Raw genomic sequence first — 17215 nt, 5'->3', positions numbered from 1 at the left:
GCTTGTTGTTAACGCAACAAGCCCGTTTTTTGTGTTTTTCATATGCACTATGCAGAAAGTAACTCATCTAACTTACTCTGATATTTCTTCTCTAGAGCACTGTTACCTGCTTTGTTTTCGAGATCGACCAAGATTTTAAGCGATGGAATTTGGTAGCCATAACGTTGGTGGAATTTGAACAAACGAAGCCTAGCGTCGTTGTAATCGGCGTCACTCACTTCAATTTTTGATAGTTGTAGTATCGATTTTACGCGATTTGGATCGTGGTCAATCGCTCGTGTGAAGTAGTATTTTGCTTGGTCGGTATTACCAGCCTTAAACGCGCAGAATGCCGCATTCTCATAACTTGCAGAGACAAGGTAGTAGTAGGGTTGGTCAATTGCGCGATTGAAATATTTATCAGCTTGCTCGTATTCGCCTTGTTTACACAAGAACGTACCGTAGTTATTCAATACATTGCCGTTTCTTGAATCTAGACTGAGTGCTTTGCGGTAAGTGGTTCTTGCTTCATCTACTTCGCCAACTTGCTCGTAATAATGTGCCATCGAAAGTTGGGCGCGGTAATAGCTAGGAGCGTGTTTGATAGCGAGCTCTAGGTTTTCACGTGCCTTGACCATATTACCTTGTCCCATGTAGCCCAAACCCAATTCAATACGTGATTGAGACATCGCAATTGGGTCACTTGCCATTTTTGGTGGCCCTTCGGTTACAGAAACACAACCTACCAAAGAGAGAGAGGCGAGTAGCGTGATATGAGATATCAGGGTGGATTTTGGTAATAGCGACTTGTTAGGCATGTGCAGCTCCTTTTGAACACAAACCTATGATATGAAATCGAACATATTTAAGTGTTAGATAGATTATGGAATGCGACCCAAACACCATAAAAAAAACCGTGTCCCATTTGGTGTTTTATCAACAACCTATGGAACACAGCTTAATTGTTCTTTATCTGGATAGCCAACTGTCTAAATAGCTTGTTAGCTTGTTAGCTTGTTAGCATATAGGCAAAATGCCTAGTTGGCTTTTTAGTTAGATGACTTATCGTTTAGTCGTCTTTGGTGAAGTTGTCTTCGCTGAAGTGATCCAGATCGTAAGGTGTTTGTTGGTAAACGCAGTAGTTAAGCCAGTTTGAAAACAATAAGTGTCCATGACTACGCCAACTTGCTACAGGCTTGTTGTCTGGATTGTTGTTCGGGTAGTAGTTAATTGGAATAACAGGCTCCATGCCTTCACCCAAATCACGAATGTATTCATTGTGAAGTGTATGAGCATCATATTCAGGGTGACCGGTTACAAACACGTTTCGCTTATCTTTGGTTGCCGCTAGGTATACGCCCGCCACATCAGAAGTCGCAAGAACATCAAGGTCAGTATGTTCGGCTAAGTATTCCTGAGAGAAATCAGCATAGCGAGAGTGTGGTGCCAAGAAGGTATCGTCGAAGCCTCGTAAAATTGGGTGGTACGGGTTATGTATCTCGTGGTTGTAAACCCCAGAAAGCTTATCTTTACGAGTTCGCTTTGGTAAATCATACAAGAGCTTTAAGCCAGCTTGAGCAGCCCAACACACATACAAGGTTGAGGTCACATGCTTGTTTGCCCATTCCATGATGGTTTTTAGATGATCCCAGTAGATAACGTCTTCAAATTGAACCAGGCCAAGTGGCGCACCAGTGATGATCAATCCATCAAAGTTTCTCCCTTTGACCATTTCAAATTGACGGTAGAAGTTATCAAGGTGTTCTGTCGGCGTGTTTTTACTTGGTCGGTCATCAATACGCAACAGCTCTACATCGACTTGCAGTGGGCTGTTGGATAGTAGGCGTAAGAATTGAGTTTCAGTTTCAATCTTCTTTGGCATTAGGTTGAGGATCAAGACTCGAAGTGGACGAATTTCCTGTGTCGATGCTCTTGATAGCGGCATAATAAAGATGTTTTCTTCACGAAGAACATCAGATGCTGGCAATTGGTCTGGAATGCGAATAGGCAAAGCTTTCTCCCTAAGCTAGATATGTAGACGTCTATACATCTAAATCTATAGTAGTTTGATACGCTTGTCGATATACAAAATGGATAGTTGTAAATTATTTGTGTTTGCTTTCAGAAGTCATTCACCGACGTCGAGGGGATTCTCATTGTATTCAGTGATTATCTGAGTCGAGTATAAGGACTCGGTTTTCGGATGTTGAGCAACGGCAGTTATCAGAGAAACTCGTCACTATTTAAGATAAACTCATGTTTTAAAATTAGCCTGTAAAGTGACAGATGAAGTTAATACTCATTCGAGGGTTGCCCGGTTCCGGCAAGTCAACAAAAGCAAAAACCTACGATGCATTGCATGTCGAAGCGGATATGTATTACGTGAATGAGCAAGGCGACTATAATTTTGACCCAAGGCAGTTGCAGCAAGCGCATGAGTGGTGTCAGAACACTGCAGAAGACGGCTTGAAGCAAGGGTTAGACGTTGTGGTGTCGAATACTTTTATTAAGCAGTGGGAAATGAAAGCCTACCGCCAACTCGCACTCAAATATAAAGCGGATTTAGTTATAGAAGTGTGCCGAGAGCAATATGGCAGCATTCACGACATTGAACCGTCGGTGATTAAGCGCATGGCAAAAGATTGGCAAGAATAGCCTCGTGCTTATCCAGCTTGGGTGAGTGGCAAATAGAATTAATTAATAGAACAACTCCAAGGTAACGATTGAAATGGCAAAGCGCTCTGTTGTGGTCGACATGACATCTTACGGCATCTATACAACGTGGGATTCCAAATCTAAAGATCTTCCAAAAATCCAAGAGTTCACCACTACCGTTGATGCTGAAATCGACGTGGAATTTGGCTATATCTTGAATATCAAAAAAGCCAAAGGTGAAAAAATCCGTTACTGCATCTATCACCCGAACATCACCACCGACACGGGTGAAGTGCTCGAACCGTTCGATGGTGAAGAGCATGTCGGCAACAATGACTGGGATTTTTACTTAGGCGATACTATCTGGGCGCCTGTCTCCAACAAACTCGGTAAATGGCGCATGACCGTCGAGCTAAAAGGCAACATCATTGCTGATAAGACATTCGACCTTGTTGCGAAAGACGAAGGGCAGTTTTGGAAGCGTAGGGGTTTTTAGATTAGAACTTCTGTCTAAATTAAGACAACAAAAAAGCCGAGTCACACGCTACATGTGAACTCGGCTTTTTGACGTTAACTAGATGGCATTTTCTATTTCGTCAACGAATAAGACAGGCTTGTTAACAAATAAGGCCGGCTAGTTAACCAGTAAGACTATTGAGTCACGTAAGCCACAACAAACTCAGTGATTGCGACCATGTCTTTCACTGCAATGTACTCTTCAGTGGTGTGAACTTTCGCCATACCAGTAGAAAGGTTAACTGTTGTTAGGCCTTTCGCGTTGAAGTTGTTTGCATCGCTACCGCCGCCAGTGCGTTTAGTGTTCGCTGTTACGCCAAGCTTCTCGAATGCGGATTTGATAGAAAGAATGTGTGGGTGATCGTCTGCGATAACGAATGCATCGTAAGCACGAGTCGACTCGATTTCTACTTCAGCACCGAACTGTTTTGCACTCTCTTGGAATGTAGAGATCATGTGCTCAACTTGAGCTGTTAGCTTTTCTCCGTTTAGAGAGCGAGCTTCAGCCACGACTTTAAGTTCTGGCATTACGATGTTAGTCGCTTGACCGCCTTCAACAATACCGACGTTTGCTGTTGTTTCTTCATCGATACGAAGCAGATTCATCTTAGTGATCGCGTCTGCTGCAACTTGAATGGCACTGATGCCTTCTTCTGGCGCTAAACCCGCGTGAGCAGGGCGCCCTTTGAACTTCGCAACGATTTTCTGTTGGCCAGGTGCTGCATTTACGATAGTGCCGATCGGGCCGCCTGTATCAAGTACGATAGCGTGCTCAGACTGAATGTAAGACATATCGAAGTTTAAAGAACCGAACAGACCGCCTTCTTCGAATACTGTAAATGCGATCTCGATAGTTTTGTGCTCTTGGCCTTCAGATTTGATGCAACGAACTGCTTCCATGATAGCTGCGATACCAGACTTGTCGTCGCCACCTAGAATTGTGTTGCCTTTTGAACGGATGATACCGTCTTCGATGATTGGCTCAATGCCGATACCTGGCGTTACTGTGTCCATGTGGCAGCTGAATACTGTGCTACCTGGAAGAGTGCCATCTAGACGAGCGTAGATGTTGAAACCGTTAGACACTTCTTCAGGAACCGCCAGTTTGTGAACTTCAAAACCCAGCTCACCGAGTTGCTCAGCCAAAGCTTCAGCAATCGCTTTTTCGTTACGAGATTCACTATCAATTTTCACTAGATCGCAGAAATGTTCTACGAGACGTTGTTCATTAATTTGGGTCATTGTTAATTCTCATTTTGCTCCGTTGTTTCTAAAAAAGTCACGGAGGCTGGAACAGGAAAATAACTATAACGCCTTTTTACAGAATCATTGCCTGAGTTAAATCAAGAAAATTATCTGATTATTCTAATTTATGAGAAAAATACTACGCGGATCGACCCATGTGCAGGATTTAAATCTCCATATGTGTCGGGTACAATGTGAAACCGCTTAAGGTAACCGTCGATTAAATTGGTATGCAATCAGTAATGGCACTTATAAATGAATAACAACAGAGTGTTAGGCTCATTTTTTCTCGTCGTACTGATCAGTGTTGTACTAGGATTGTATTTACTCTATCCAACTTATGACGACGATTTACAGACTATTCGACCAGAAACCCCAGGCGCGTACAGTCCCGAAAAAGAGTTATCAGCGACTCAATATGGCGCTGAACTCATTGAAATCCTTAATGTGTCTCGCGGTGATCCCAAACTTGCCTCCCAAAAGCTTGAAACCTTAAAAGCAACGAGCCCTACGCAACATAAAGCCATCTATCGTGGTTATGAACTAATGATTTTATCGAATCTCGCACAGCATGATCTCGATAAACAGGCTGTGTCTGAATACACACGACAGATCAAGGCATTAGCACAGCGTGAAGATATGGGGTGGTTAAAGGCGCAATCTTTAGTTGAACTAGCGATTGAGCAGATGAGTCAAGGTGAATTAGTAGAGGCTGAATCTCAAGTTAAAGCAGCAATAAGTATCGCTGAATCAATCCAGTATGAAGAACTGTTGATAAAAGCCTACAACACTGTGGGGTCGATCAAAAACATCCAAAATGATTTTTCCGAAGCTCAGTATTTTTTTCATAAGGGCTTAAATCTTGGCAAGAAATACCCACGGCATATCTATAACAGTAAGTTGATGTCGAATATGGCATTGCTTTATATCTATCTGGAAGATTGGCCGAAAGCACTCAAACTTATCGAACAGGCCAAAAAGCTCTATATCAAAAGTGGATTACGCGATGGTTCAACCATCGGTGTGTTATATGTTAATGAATCATTTGCTTATCTACGCAGTGGCGACTTAGTAAAAGGTCGAGAGGCTTATAAAAGTGCCACTAAATTTAATGATGATAGCGTAAGTGAAAGGTACAAAATCCTTCTTCTAAAAGCTCAGAGTGAAGTACTGCTAGCAGAAAAGAACTTTGAGTTAGCAAGGAAAGTAACAAACCAATGTATTGGTTACCCGGGTGTTGCAAAGTACACACTCCAACTGGGTCAGTGTTACTTAAACAGAGCTTTAGCAAATATCGGTTTGAACCAAGATAACTTTGTTTTCTTTGATCTAAAACGTTCGTCTACGATGTTTGATATTGTTGGCAGCCGTAGTTGGAAGGTGCTTGGTTTCAAAGCGCTTGCAGAATACTATGAATCTAAAGGCAACAGTGAAATTGGACTTCGGTATTTCAAGCTTTATTACAAGGGCAACAAAGCGCTGTTATTTGAAAAGCGTCAGAGTGATATCTTTTTATTAGAACAAGACTTTGCTACGGCTTCATTAGCGAAAGAGAATGAACTGCTTAATGCAGAAAAAGAGCTCGCAGAGATGACGCTAGATAAACAGAGCTTAAAAGACCGCATTGTTGTCGTACTCGGTGTTATGGTCATCATAAGCTTTGCTGTACTTCTGGTAAGGTTATGCACTATGCATAAGACCAACAAAGAGTTGGTTAAGCAATCGACGAGATGTGAGTTGACAGGTTTATTCAATAGACGCTACCTGGAACAATTGTTAACTCAGCCAATGCCATACCGTTTGTCGCCGTTCGGGTATACGCTTGCTATTTTGGACTTAGATCAATTTAAACGAGTCAATGATACATACGGACATGATATTGGGGACCAAGTTTTGGTAGAGGTTGCTAAGCGTATAGAGCGAGCGCTATCAACAAACGATGTGTTGGCTCGATGGGGTGGGGAAGAATTCGTTTTACTGCTTGCTGGCACTCAAGACCCAGACGAACAGTTGGAAATGATAAGGCAAACAATCGCTGATCAAACGATAGAAACGTATTCCGGTCCGTTAGCGTTAACTACATCAATTGGTGCGACCATTCATTTAACGTATCAAGAATTAAATAGCAGTACCTACAAACAGCATTTGAAATCAGCAGATGACGCTTTATATCAAGCAAAACAATCAGGGCGCAACCAGGTGGTCATTGCTTAGCGAAAAATACAGCTTAGTGCGAAAATACAGCTTAAATGAACCTGTAATTTAAATACTTGGCAGCCTAATCAGAATCATTCCCCTTAGGCAGAAGTGTTTAAATTTAATCAAGTAAAAGAACCTAAAGCAACCATTCAAATAAGCAAATAAGCAAATAAGAAACTAAGCGAACAAGAGTGTTATCAACTCCTATTCGCTTAGTTTTTATATTATCTATTAAGAGTATTACTTAGCGATACTTTCTAACATTTCAACTAGCTCACTCTCTGTTGCTGGTTCTCGAGCGAGTTCAATGACTGCTGAAGCGCCACCTTTTAGCATATAAGCTTGAGTGCCACAGTGGTCATAATGGAACCACTTACCATCGACACACACATCGGTATAACATCTTGGGTCTTGTTTGAGTTCCATAGCAATTTCCTTGTTAACATTTGTCTAACGTTTTTTATGCTAATTGGTCACAACTTGGTGCGGTTTGATCTGAATCAATTTAATATGTAATTGATGATTTGATTATTAAATAGGAGATGTGCGTCTTGAACTGTCGAAGCCGATAAAGAGACCGCCTCTGACGATTAAAGCGTTCAAAGGTCATGATTCCAATTCGCAGCTCTGCTTCTTTTGCTTGCCACGTGACGCTTTTCTACATACGCTAACCACTCTCTTAATCCCTATACAAATGTGATTGTGTTGGAAAATGACTAATATTTTTATCGTTGTAATTGTTCTGGTTGTGTTCTTTTACTTTATTCAAAACTATCTAGTAAAAAATGATGACACCAAAGATCATGCTTATCAAAAGAAAGGCTCGTTAATGTCGGCGCAACAAGCGACCTTCTATAACGCACTCAAATCCGCAGTGGGTAACCATGGGGAAGTATTTGCTAAAGTGAGCATGTCTAACATTGTTGTCCCCGCAAAGGCGCACAATAAAAAGAATTGGTTTATTGCGAACAACAAAATCTCACGCAGTTATTTTGACTTTGTAGTGTGCGACCCGCGAACGTTAGAGCCACGTGTAATCATCGAATTGGATAATGGGAAGGAGCTTAATAAAGGAAAGGTTGATCGCGAGAAGCTATTGATGCACGTTTGTAAATCGGCTGGCCTTCCACTTATTGGCGCTTCAATTAAGCACAGTTATCAAGTGAGCCGTTTGAAGAGGTTACTGGCAGCACACATCGATTTGATTGAGCCATCTAAAGAAGTTCGATTCTGTAAGAAATGTAGCAGCCCTATGATCATCAAACTCGCAAGCCATGGCGATTATAAAGGCCGACGTTTCTTTACTTGTAGTCGTCAACCTAACTGTACTTATACCGAGAACTACAACGTCGTGTTCGACATGGACGAAGATTCTAACTAATACCTTGCGCCGAAGTGCTCAGTAAAGGGAGAAAAGACGCGAAGCATGCTGATGTAGGTAATCATCGAAGTTGAACTTAAATGTGATCTACTTCAAGCCATTGATCTGCTTTGTGTTTAAAATTTATTCTGATTGTTGTTTTTAAAAGCAAACGATCAGTTTTGTGCAAATTTATCCTTGCACGCTACCCATTCACTCGTTATTATCCATCTCGTTCTGAAGCGTTAGCCACTTAATAAAGCGGTTAGATAAGTTTCACAGCATTGCCCGCTTAGCTCAGTTGGTTAGAGTACTTGCATGACATGCAAGGTGTCACTGGTTCGAGTCCAGTAGCGGGCACCACATTATACGAAAGAGCCCACCTAGTGTGGGCTTTTTTGTGCCTGTAATTCCTTGCTTTATCAGGCTCTTAGCCATTTCTTGGTCCCAAGAGATTTCATGATGTGTTGTAAAATCCACCGTTTAAAGTAACACTGTTAGTAACACTACAGGAAATACGGATTGGTGATGTTACTATGGCTAGGAAAACAACCCCATTAACAGCGACTCAGATCTTACAAGCAAAACCAAAAGAAAAGGAATATAGCCTGCTCGATGGTGATGGTCTTGCATTGAGAATAAAGCCCAACGGTTCCAAATTGTGGCTCTTTAACTATTACCGTCCAATTACTCGTAAACGAGCAAACCTCAGTATTGGTAAATACCCATCTGTATCGCTTGCTAAAGCTCGAACTAAAGCGATTGAGGCAAGAGAACTACTCGCTGATGGTATTGACCCTAAAGAGCACCGTGATACGACACTCAGAGAAAAACAGTTAGAATTGTCGAATACGTTACAGTCGGTGTTTGATGACTGGATTGAAGTGAAGAAAACAAGCGTCAAAGAGCAAACGGCTAAGAAGCTAAAGCAACGAATTGAGAAGTACCTCTTACCTGATCTTGGTAAGTTTCCTCTTGGTGATATTACGGCCCCTCAAGCGATCAAAACAATTAAACCCATTGCGAATCAAGGTAAATTAGAAACAGTAGGGCGTTTGTGTCGTAACCTCAATGAGATAATGACCTTTGCAGTCAACACGGGTGTGATTGAACACAACAAGCTTGCTGGCATTGGTAAAGCATTTGAGACTGCTAAGGTAACCAACCAAGCTTCGTTAGCCCCAGATGAGCTTCCAGAGCTTCTCAAAACCATCAACTACGCATCCATTAAACCCATCACTCGCTGCTTGCTAGAATGGCAACTTCATACCATGACAAGACCAGCTGAAACGGCTGGGGCACGTTGGGATGAAATTGACAGAGAAAAGATGCTTTGGGTCATTCCTGCTGAACGAATGAAAAAGGGAAGAGTGCATACTGTTCCTTTAACAAAACAAACTCTAGATCTATTGAAAACCATTGATTTCATCACGGGTGATAGTGAATACCTTTTCCCAGCAGACAAAAGTAACAAAAATCACATCAACAAAGAGACAGCAAATAAAGCATTGGTACGAATGGGCATGAAGGGTAGGCAAACTTCTCACGGTTTGCGCGCATTAGCTAGTACCACCTTAAATGAGCACAACTTCGATCCAGATATTATAGAAGCCGCACTTTCTCATGTGGATAGAGATAAGGTAAGAAGCGCATACAATCGCACAGATTACCTTGAACGTCGTAAAGTTCTCATGGTGTGGTGGAGTGACCACATTGAAGAAGCTGCAAAGGGGAGCTTGTCGATGAGCGGTAAAAAGAGTCTTAAGGTTGTGGGTTAGTAGGATGTATGTAATTTGATCTCAGTAAATTTATGTTACGGCGTCACAAGGGGGCTTTGCTGAATTTAAAGGCTGGGCATTGGCATAGAGAACGGTTTTTCTATGGCGCATATAACCTAAATAATTTCAGACATATGTCATTTAAGTGAAATCCACTCACTTGTAAGGTGTCAATATGCCAAACGTAACCACTCGCTTAATTCGTCTCAATGAAGTACTAGTAATGACTGGCTTATCAAGGTCGGGAATGTATCGCTCTATAGAAAAACAGCAGTTTCCATCACAGGTGCCAATTGGAGATAGGGCCGTCGCATGGGTAGAAAGTGAGGTTCAAATGTGGATAGCTGAAAAAATAGAAGATCGTTACCTATCTTGATATGACAAAGGAGAGCTATGTGCTCTCCAAATTTATACACTTCACATAAAACGATCGAATGGTGGCCAAATTCACTATGGAACTACACTTTGCTACTTGGCTTACAACCCCCCAGCTTAGCTAGTTCTAGCTTTAACAGCCTATTTTCTGATTTTAAGTTATTAACCTCTTCCGTAAGACTACTGTGATTAAGTATCTCACTTAAAAAGTCAAACTTCTTATTGAACTCATTTGCATTGGGTTGACGTCTTAGTATCTTCTTCAAAGATTTCTGCATATTGAACAGTTCATGGGCGTTTATTAATAGTTCCTTCACTACTTCTGTTTTGGTAATGCCATTAATTTCAGATAAAAAGGTTAACGATTTTTTTGCCTCAGAGCTTAATGATAGGGTTACTTTGCTTTTCGAATTTTTGTGACTAGACCAAGCACTTCTTAGGAGGTTTATTCTATGTTTATCTTTACTGGTAATGCTTCCTTTACTTGCCCAATTCTTCAAAAACTTTTCACAAAATATAGCGCTACTGCTACTGATTAGGCCAATGTTTTGCTCTTCTTTATATACATATTTACAGATCCATTCTCGACTATCTGCATAAGCTCTGAACCAATCTGCTAAATGTTCATCATCAGGGTTAAGCCATTTCATTCTCTCTTCAATAGTTTTTTCACTCATGAGTTTATGTCCAAATGTGACTATGACATTTGACTGTATCAATTTAAAACCGTATTTTAAAGTTGTTTTATTATTGTTTGTTTTATAGGATTTTGATTTTTAAATAGGGTATGTGTAGTGAATTATGAAGTTGATTAGTGAGTTATTGAGCCAAGATCTTGAACTTTCACCTGAGTGTCGATTTCTATCTCTTGCTTTACATTTAGATTTAATAAGAACACCAAATTTAGTGGTGGATATATCTGCCTCTCGTTTGAAAAATGACTTTGGTGTTTCTCATAAAACAACGCAAACGGTCATTGAGCTTTTTAAAGAAAAAGGTCGGGGGAGTGTTGGTTCATCTATTAAGAGAGAAAGGCAGTCGGCGTTTTTCAAGGTAGTTGTCATCATTCGCTTGTTTACTAAGCAGCTTCTCTTTCTGGATTTAGGTGAATGTCACCAACAGGTTCACAGTTTCTGATATCACCTGGCCAGCGTTCAGGGTTTAGCTCTTTTGCTGCGAGTAATACCTTTGCTCGGCGCTTCAAGATCTCTTTATCTTTTCCATTGTGACGCTCTGAAGGCGTGACGTAATTTAGCTTACTGTGCTTATGCTCGGTGTTGTACCAGCGTACGAAGGCTTCAACCCAACTTCGACTACTGTTGATACTTTCAAAGCCCTTTGTTGGCCAGCTTGGCATGTACTTTACCGTGCGGAACAATGATTCGACATACGGGTTATCATCGCTGACTCTTGGGCGGCTATACGATGAGGTAATACCTAACTCTTCCATTTTTGCTTTAAACGTCAGCGACTTCATCGGTGCACCATTATCTGAGTGAAGAACCAGCGCTTGATTGAAGCATTGCTCTCGCATCAACGTTCGTTGCAGAAGTTGTGACGCCAGCTCACCGCATTCACGCTCATACACTTCATAACCAACGATTTTTCGACTGTAGATGTCCTCGATGACATACAGGTAATAGTGTTGGCCTCGAACTTTTGAAGGTAAGTAAGTGATATCCCATGTATAGACTTGGTTCGAATCTGTCGCTGTGTAACTTGATGGCTTCGCTTGCTTCTGCCTACTTCTTTGACGACCTCGTCTGTGGAGTTGTCCCTGTGCACTCAGCACCCGATAGTAACTCGATTCAGAGGCGATATACTCACCTCGGTCAAGCAGTGTCGGGACGATTTGAGTCGGAGGTAAGCTTGCGAACTCAGAGCGGTTACACACCTCGATAATCGCATCACGCTCTTGCTGAGAGAGCTTGTTAGCAGGCTCTGGCCTGATGCATATCGGCCTTTTGTCAGCTTGAACTTCACCTTGCTGATACCAGCGACGATACGTTCTCAAGTCGATTTGAACTTCATGGCAAGCTGGCTCTAAACGGCATCCGCATTGCTTCGCTTCAAGGATAAGAGTCACTATGGTCTGCCTTTCATCGGTTGAGGTTAATCGTCCTCTGGCTCTTCCCCGTAAAAGGCTCTCAGCTTTTTTCTTAGTACCAAGAGGGCGGCCGTTTCAGCGAGTGCTTTTTCTTTGAGTCGTAAATCTTTCTTCAACTCTTTGATTTCAAGTTTGTCAGCTTTAGCCTGCTTCTTTGCTTCAGCTTCCTGCTCTTTACTCGACTTAAACCCTTGCATACATTCGCTGCGCCAACTTTGGATTTGTTCAGGGAAAAGACCTTTTTCACGACAATATTGGCTGAGTTCACTTTCGGTCATCGAGTAAGACTCGGCAACAATGGCGAGTTTAGTTTGAGCAGACCACTGCTCTGATGAAGTGTTGCTATTTGGCACGGCGGCTCCTGAACGTCTGAGTTGCTGGCGCCAATGATACAGGGTCGCAGTGCTAATTCCTTCCTCTTCCGACACTTCTTTAACTGACATCGAATAGGGAGGCAACAGCTTCTTCAATATAGCTTCTTTTCTTTCTACTGAGATACGAGACACAATTACTCTTTATCGCCCAAACTGGTTAAATTTTAACAGTGACAACTATCCTGCCAGAGGGGGCAGTTCACATTCAAGCTGGATTATCTTGAAAGGTTTTCGGTAGATAATACATGCTTTAGGAATAAAATAATGAATGAGCTGTTTTCCTTAGATACACGACTGAAAATCGAAAAATTTAAAGACTCAGAAGGAGGTTTTAAGCTGAGAAACTCCAATTTGCTCTTGATAGTCATTTTTGTAATGCATTCTAATGAAGTCGGTTTTGTTAGAAACCTGACAAATAAAAGAATTAGGGAGTTGATGGGGGGGATTTCTGAGAGTCGCTTAAAGTCACAGTTAGAGGCCTTGTTTAAAGTTGGTTTTATAAAGGCAATTGGAAGAGGCGGATCTTTTCGTTCTTACTTTGGTAAAATGAGCAATAGATACTTTATCGAGTTACATAATCTACCTTTTGGTCGTACACACAATCCTTTGAGCAAAGACGCGACTTTAATAAATAACGTAGAGTCTCTTACCTATGAGATACCTGAAAAATTCTTAACGTTTAAGTTTGAAAGTGAATTAGAGTTACTCGAAATCGATTTTGATTTTGAGTTTCCTTTTAAAATGGCTTTTTTGTTTGGTGCGTTAAAATTATCTCAAAGGAATGAAAAGCGTATTCTTGATTTCTCGGTAGCTCAATTGGACCCAAAAGCATTCAACGGTGTTTCACAGTTTCATTTGCCGATCATGGGGCAATTAGAGCGTGTAGTGGTTTTCATTATGGAAAACTATTGGAATCAAGTTCAGGAACTTAATCATGAGACTTTTGATAAAACGTCATTGGAAGCGGTATCGAAGGCCATTTGGGATGATGGGTGTTTTCAAAAGAACATTGATAATGGAACAATGTTTTCCGAGAAGTATCTAAGCGAGAAAGAAGATAAATTAGAAGAGTTAGAATCTGAAAGAGTGTTTTTAGGACGAGTGATTTTATATCTATCCTTAAATTTATCGTTTTCATTACAGAAGGTATTGCGTAAAAAATGCTTGGTTACAAATGGACTTAGAAATATCAATGTGATTTTGCATGACTTGAAGTCATATCATTCTGATAAACTTGGTCTCTACTTTCCGTCTTTCGGGTTGTCATGCGGTTTTTATTTTGATTCTAAATTTTTCTTTGTACATTTGAAGCCCGAAACTAAGACAAAGGCCCAATATTTGTCAGAGCTTGATGCTCAAGTAAAGTCTGGCGAAAGTACTGATTACCATTCGTTAAAAAAAGAAATAGTCTTCCCAAAGACAGTAAAATATGATCTTAGAGTTCAGTCTTACCCATTATCTAAGTAGCAATCCTAGAGAGGTGGGGATGTAGCCGCTACGTAACTTAATTTCAGAGTAACTTCAAATGCTGGAATTTCGAGTTTATTACCTAAAATTGATTGAGCTGTCACGCTGACATCATCTGTTTTGGGGTAAAACCAGAATGGAATGATTCGTCCGGAGTATGTTCAGATATCGTTATTGCGGTATGGTAATATTACGTATATACCATTCATCAACTTACCCTTACCAAACACAATTCAATAAAGATACTCACCTCATTAAATAACCACTCCCAATCATCCTATACCAGAGACATTCACCCCAAAGGTATAATGATGAGAAAACTTAAAACAACGACCAATGATACATTCAATGGATTGCCAATCTTAAAGCTAAAAGGTGGTTTAGTTCTTAGCTACCTTGATAAGCTGTATGACACGATTGATAAAGCCGTCACACAACACCCTCGTACGACAGCCATTAGAGTAGACTTACGTTTAGCTAAATCTTTATTGTTCGATGACACTGGAGTCATCAAGAACTTTATTGCTTCGCTGGATGCTCAGATTCAAGCTGATCTCAGTCGAAAAAAAAAGAGAGGTCAAACTGTTCGTAGTTGTAAGGTTCGATATGCTTGGTGTAAAGAAAGAAGCACGTCATTGAGTCACCATTACCACCTTGTCTTGTTATTGAACAAAGACGTGTACCATTCTCTTGGAAGGTTTGATCAAAAAGGCAATTTATCAGACATGATAAAGAAGGCGTGGTGTCGAGCGTTGGATATCAAAGCCAATGAAGGTGATACCTTAGTCCACTTCCCAGACAACCCCACCTATTGGTTAGAGCAAAACTCAGATAAATTTGACCAACAGGTGGGTAGCCTGTTTAAACGAGTCAGCTATTTAGCTAAGGTTGAGACCAAGCACTACGGCGATAGAACACGAAGTTTTGGGTGCTCTCGAACCTAAAAAAAGAGGGCAGAACATCGCCCTCATTAATCCTTCTAAATAATTAGTTTTGAGTGACGGTTTGCATCTTAATAGCCGTTATTGAACTCACTTCTTTTTCCACTGTAGTACCAGCGTCAAAGTTGATGTAGTACTCAGTAAAGGTTCCACTTGGATATTGATAGAACATCAGCTCGTTGTCGCTGACAACGGCCATTCGTTCATTGGCATCGAGTTTAGTACCACTAGAAGCATCGATTGTCGTTGTAGCGGCTTGGTTAAGCTCAGCCTTACTAATATCAAAACGCATGAAGCTAGGCCATGCACTATTATCATCTGCACTTGAGTACATGCAGTACAGTGAGGTTTGGCCTGCATTGGCTACGTGGCCACTATACGCTTTCGGTGGTTCGAGTTGTGTGATGGTTTTGGTTATGTCATCGAACTGATACACAGAGCAATCTGAATGCATTTTATAATCACCACGGACCACACTCATGGAGGACGGCCTGTATCCATTGGTGGTCCATAGAGCATCGGTTTGGTCTAAGGTAGCGCCATTCAATGTAAGCTCGATCAGTGCATCATCGGAATCTCGAATTGCATAAAGTTTATCTGCGTATAGAAATGGGACAGACAGCTGTGACGTATCGTAACTAAAGTTGTGCTCGGTACCGTCTGACTCTAGCCACGTTAAGCTATCACCACTCCAAGGAACGGTGACAATATCACCTGTTGATAGAATGACGTTGTTTCTGAAGTAATCATCAAAGACTTTAGAAATGACAAACGTACCATCAATAAGCTCTGCTTTATGCAGGCTGAGTTCATCACTGTGCCTTAAGTAAATACGCGTGCTATCTCCATTGTGGGAAAAGCGTGTATCGGTAATCCAAGCCTCATGTTCAGCTTCCACCTTCTTATAGATAGGAACGCCGCTCTCGATCAATGGATAAAGATCACCGGTATTCTTGTCCTGTATGAGGGTGTAATTGCCTTCATACACCACGTCATCCACGGTGACGGTGACGTTACTCATGTTGATTGCGGAGTAGGTGGTATTTAGGTCGACGATCATATCGATAGTCGGAGTCGCAACACTCTCATTATCATCGCCTTCAAAGCTAATCGAGCTGACTTCACCATTTTCTGGGTTCTCATAAACGTAAGCACTTTGCCCGTCATCTAAAGGCATATTGAACGCGGCTGCTCTAGAGTATGCTCGATAACCAGTTAGATCGTGAGCGCGAGGCTTAAAGGTCTGAAAACCATCATTAACAACACTCATGCTTGATATTGAGCGTGTTTGGTCGCTAGGTGGTGTACTGCTATTGGATCCCCCTCCGCAAGCTGTCAGAGCTAAAGCGATAGAGCTGACGAGAGTTGTTCTGAGTAAGTTAGTATTTTTCATGATCATTCCTTGTGTGGTTGTTTGAACATTTGGCTATAAGTGTTGGTTCTCGTTTAGGTGTAATGACCTCAGATAGTGAAAATCCCTTTGGATAGGTAAACCCGAATGTACTGATGTAGATGTCTTGAATTTGATTGAGAGGGATGGCGCAAACATGGCTTTCGAATTGGTAGATCAATTGAAGGGCTTCACTCTCTAACACAAGCCCAAGTGGACAGACATACTGGAGAGTTTGTTCGCTGTTGAGATGGAGGCGAATTTCACGCTGGTAATAGATTGCTAGACAAAGCTTGTCAAAAAGAGCTTCGTCATAATTTTCTTTCTGATTTATTAACGTGTATCGAATATCAATACGTGGACCTTGGTTGTGGTCCATTAGCAAAAAGGGTGCAAATGCGCCTTGCATACTTGGTAGATAACTTTCAGGAAGTGCTGCTTTTAAACTCTCAAAAGCAAACTCAAGAAGTACAGATTCTTTAGGGCCCATGAATACACCGGGTTGGGGTCTTCGATGATAGCTATAGGGCAGGGTTCTATCGTCTTTTTCAATATCTAGGTAATCCGTCAGAATATTCAAGCAGCGTTGTACGGTACGTTTCGAACGCTTAATCCCAGTACTCGCTAATCGTTCATGAATTTCACTAACTGTGATCTTTCGTTGAGTTGGGATGAGAGAGTAAACTTCAAACACCAACTCAATATGTTCGATGCGTTGCTTGTTCGGTTTAGAGGGCATGGGACCACCAAAATTTAAACGTGATCAATCGCCTCATCACTAAAAAGTGATGAGCTAAAGATTCAACTTGATTAGGGATCGGCTGGTGGC

At 41.4% G+C, this 17215-nt stretch carries 17 protein-coding genes and 1 tRNA gene; 10 read left to right on the top strand and 8 right to left on the bottom strand.

Going from position 1 to position 17215, the window contains the following annotated elements; all coding sequences use genetic code 11:
• Positions 1-47 precede the first annotated feature (47 nt).
• Both pilW and metA read right to left on the bottom strand, forming a co-directional pair.
• On the bottom strand, positions 48-797 hold the full coding sequence (pilW, locus tag OCV30_RS08455) for a type IV pilus biogenesis/stability protein PilW (RefSeq protein ID WP_065679031.1): 750 nt from the start codon (positions 795-797) through the stop codon (positions 48-50).
• Between the two features lie 251 nt (positions 798-1048).
• Entirely contained in the window at positions 1049-1990 is a 942-nt protein-coding gene (gene metA, locus OCV30_RS08450; protein ID WP_012604106.1) for a homoserine O-acetyltransferase MetA, read from the bottom strand.
• A gap of 275 nt (positions 1991-2265) precedes the next feature.
• Between metA and OCV30_RS08445 the strand changes: the two genes are divergently transcribed.
• Positions 2266-2634 (top strand): ATP-binding protein, encoded by a 369-nt coding sequence (locus OCV30_RS08445; protein ID WP_017096943.1) that lies wholly within the window; start codon positions 2266-2268, stop codon positions 2632-2634.
• A 73-nt stretch (positions 2635-2707) separates the two neighbouring features.
• Positions 2708-3130 carry a DUF3859 domain-containing protein gene (locus tag OCV30_RS08440; RefSeq protein WP_012604104.1) on the top strand — a complete coding sequence of 141 codons (423 nt, stop codon included), beginning with the start codon at positions 2708-2710 and terminating at the stop codon, positions 3128-3130.
• Between the two features lie 155 nt (positions 3131-3285).
• Here the strand turns inward: OCV30_RS08440 and OCV30_RS08435 are convergent, their stop codons facing one another.
• Positions 3286-4392, bottom strand: a complete 1107-nt coding sequence (locus OCV30_RS08435) for a M20/M25/M40 family metallo-hydrolase (RefSeq protein ID WP_065679030.1) — start codon at positions 4390-4392, stop codon at positions 3286-3288.
• 258 nt (positions 4393-4650) lie between these two features.
• Between OCV30_RS08435 and OCV30_RS08430 the strand changes: the two genes are divergently transcribed.
• Positions 4651-6609 carry a tetratricopeptide repeat-containing diguanylate cyclase gene (locus OCV30_RS08430; protein WP_012604103.1) on the top strand — a complete coding sequence of 653 codons (1959 nt, stop codon included), beginning with the start codon at positions 4651-4653 and terminating at the stop codon, positions 6607-6609.
• A 225-nt stretch (positions 6610-6834) separates the two neighbouring features.
• Here OCV30_RS08430 and OCV30_RS08425 read toward each other — a convergent pair whose 3' ends face one another.
• Positions 6835-7020, bottom strand: a complete 186-nt coding sequence (locus OCV30_RS08425; RefSeq protein WP_009846910.1) for a hypothetical protein — start codon at positions 7018-7020, stop codon at positions 6835-6837.
• 286 nt (positions 7021-7306) lie between these two features.
• On the opposite strand from OCV30_RS08425, the gene OCV30_RS08420 reads away from it, so the two are divergent.
• The 4 genes from OCV30_RS08420 to OCV30_RS08405 all read left to right on the top strand — a co-directional run bounded on the left by OCV30_RS08420 (position 7307) and on the right by OCV30_RS08405 (position 10108).
• Positions 7307-7975 (top strand): DUF2726 domain-containing protein, encoded by a 669-nt coding sequence (locus tag OCV30_RS08420; RefSeq protein ID WP_009846909.1) that lies wholly within the window; start codon positions 7307-7309, stop codon positions 7973-7975.
• 265 nt (positions 7976-8240) lie between these two features.
• A tRNA-Val gene (locus OCV30_RS08415) sits at positions 8241-8317 on the top strand.
• 173 nt (positions 8318-8490) lie between these two features.
• Positions 8491-9732, top strand: a complete 1242-nt coding sequence (locus OCV30_RS08410; RefSeq protein ID WP_065679029.1) for an integrase domain-containing protein — start codon at positions 8491-8493, stop codon at positions 9730-9732.
• Between the two features lie 175 nt (positions 9733-9907).
• Complete coding sequence (locus OCV30_RS08405) at positions 9908-10108, top strand: helix-turn-helix transcriptional regulator (RefSeq protein ID WP_065103605.1); 201 nt, start codon at positions 9908-9910, stop codon at positions 10106-10108.
• Positions 10109-10190: 82 nt separating this feature from the next.
• Here the strand turns inward: OCV30_RS08405 and OCV30_RS08400 are convergent, their stop codons facing one another.
• Complete coding sequence (locus tag OCV30_RS08400; protein ID WP_065679028.1) at positions 10191-10784, bottom strand: hypothetical protein; 594 nt, start codon at positions 10782-10784, stop codon at positions 10191-10193.
• Positions 10785-10908: 124 nt separating this feature from the next.
• Between OCV30_RS08400 and OCV30_RS08395 the strand changes: the two genes are divergently transcribed.
• On the top strand, positions 10909-11244 hold the full coding sequence (locus OCV30_RS08395; protein WP_261879026.1) for a hypothetical protein: 336 nt from the start codon (positions 10909-10911) through the stop codon (positions 11242-11244).
• Here the strand turns inward: OCV30_RS08395 and OCV30_RS08390 are convergent.
• Positions 11186-12720 (bottom strand): IS3 family transposase gene (locus OCV30_RS08390; RefSeq protein WP_370736707.1). Its coding sequence is split into 2 segments (ribosomal slippage): positions 11186-12267 and positions 12267-12720, totalling 1536 coding nucleotides; the frame shifts between segments, so codons are not numbered across the junction. The genes OCV30_RS08395 and OCV30_RS08390 overlap by 59 nt on opposite strands.
• 132 nt (positions 12721-12852) lie before the next feature.
• On the opposite strand from OCV30_RS08390, the gene OCV30_RS08385 reads away from it, so the two are divergent.
• Positions 12853-14055 carry a hypothetical protein gene (locus OCV30_RS08385; RefSeq protein ID WP_065678391.1) on the top strand — a complete coding sequence of 401 codons (1203 nt, stop codon included), beginning with the start codon at positions 12853-12855 and terminating at the stop codon, positions 14053-14055.
• Between the two features lie 308 nt (positions 14056-14363).
• Positions 14364-14999 carry an inovirus Gp2 family protein gene (locus OCV30_RS08380; protein WP_083994577.1) on the top strand — a complete coding sequence of 212 codons (636 nt, stop codon included), beginning with the start codon at positions 14364-14366 and terminating at the stop codon, positions 14997-14999.
• A gap of 43 nt (positions 15000-15042) precedes the next feature.
• Here the strand turns inward: OCV30_RS08380 and OCV30_RS08375 are convergent, their stop codons facing one another.
• Together OCV30_RS08375 and OCV30_RS08370 are read right to left on the bottom strand one after the other, a co-directional pair.
• A complete protein-coding gene (locus OCV30_RS08375) occupies positions 15043-16389 on the bottom strand; it encodes a hypothetical protein (RefSeq protein WP_065678389.1) in 1347 nt (448 codons plus the stop codon).
• Positions 16376-17125, bottom strand: coding sequence for a hypothetical protein (locus OCV30_RS08370; protein ID WP_065678388.1), 750 nt, complete (start codon positions 17123-17125; stop codon positions 16376-16378). Before OCV30_RS08370 ends, OCV30_RS08375 begins: the two co-directional genes overlap by 14 nt.
• Positions 17126-17215: the final 90 nt, after the last annotated feature.

Source organism: Vibrio atlanticus (assembly GCF_024347315.1).
In the GTDB taxonomy this organism is placed as follows: Bacteria; Pseudomonadota; Gammaproteobacteria; order Enterobacterales; family Vibrionaceae; genus Vibrio; species Vibrio atlanticus.
This window is presented reverse-complemented; position numbering and strand designations above follow the sequence as displayed.

Bases quoted from the DNA above. Each gene is read 5' to 3' on its own strand.
- OCV30_RS08385 (WP_065678391.1), top strand. From the start codon at position 12,853: ATGAATGAGCTGTTTTCCTTAGATACACGACTGAAAATCGAAAAATTT.
- OCV30_RS08425 (WP_009846910.1), bottom strand. From the start codon at position 7,020: ATGGAACTCAAACAAGACCCAAGATGTTATACCGATGTGTGTGTCGAT.
- OCV30_RS08395 (WP_261879026.1), top strand. From the start codon at position 10,909: ATGAAGTTGATTAGTGAGTTATTGAGCCAAGATCTTGAACTTTCACCT.
- OCV30_RS08435 (WP_065679030.1), bottom strand. From the start codon at position 4,392: ATGACCCAAATTAATGAACAACGTCTCGTAGAACATTTCTGCGATCTA.
- OCV30_RS08430 (WP_012604103.1), top strand. From the start codon at position 4,651: ATGAATAACAACAGAGTGTTAGGCTCATTTTTTCTCGTCGTACTGATC.
- OCV30_RS08400 (WP_065679028.1), bottom strand. From the start codon at position 10,784: ATGAGTGAAAAAACTATTGAAGAGAGAATGAAATGGCTTAACCCTGAT.
- OCV30_RS08445 (WP_017096943.1), top strand. From the start codon at position 2,266: ATGAAGTTAATACTCATTCGAGGGTTGCCCGGTTCCGGCAAGTCAACA.
- OCV30_RS08410 (WP_065679029.1), top strand. From the start codon at position 8,491: ATGGCTAGGAAAACAACCCCATTAACAGCGACTCAGATCTTACAAGCA.
- OCV30_RS08380 (WP_083994577.1), top strand. From the start codon at position 14,364: ATGATGAGAAAACTTAAAACAACGACCAATGATACATTCAATGGATTG.
- pilW (WP_065679031.1), bottom strand. From the start codon at position 797: ATGCCTAACAAGTCGCTATTACCAAAATCCACCCTGATATCTCATATC.
- OCV30_RS08375 (WP_065678389.1), bottom strand. From the start codon at position 16,389: ATGAAAAATACTAACTTACTCAGAACAACTCTCGTCAGCTCTATCGCT.
- OCV30_RS08405 (WP_065103605.1), top strand. From the start codon at position 9,908: ATGCCAAACGTAACCACTCGCTTAATTCGTCTCAATGAAGTACTAGTA.
- OCV30_RS08440 (WP_012604104.1), top strand. From the start codon at position 2,708: ATGGCAAAGCGCTCTGTTGTGGTCGACATGACATCTTACGGCATCTAT.
- OCV30_RS08420 (WP_009846909.1), top strand. From the start codon at position 7,307: ATGACTAATATTTTTATCGTTGTAATTGTTCTGGTTGTGTTCTTTTAC.
- OCV30_RS08370 (WP_065678388.1), bottom strand. From the start codon at position 17,125: ATGCCCTCTAAACCGAACAAGCAACGCATCGAACATATTGAGTTGGTG.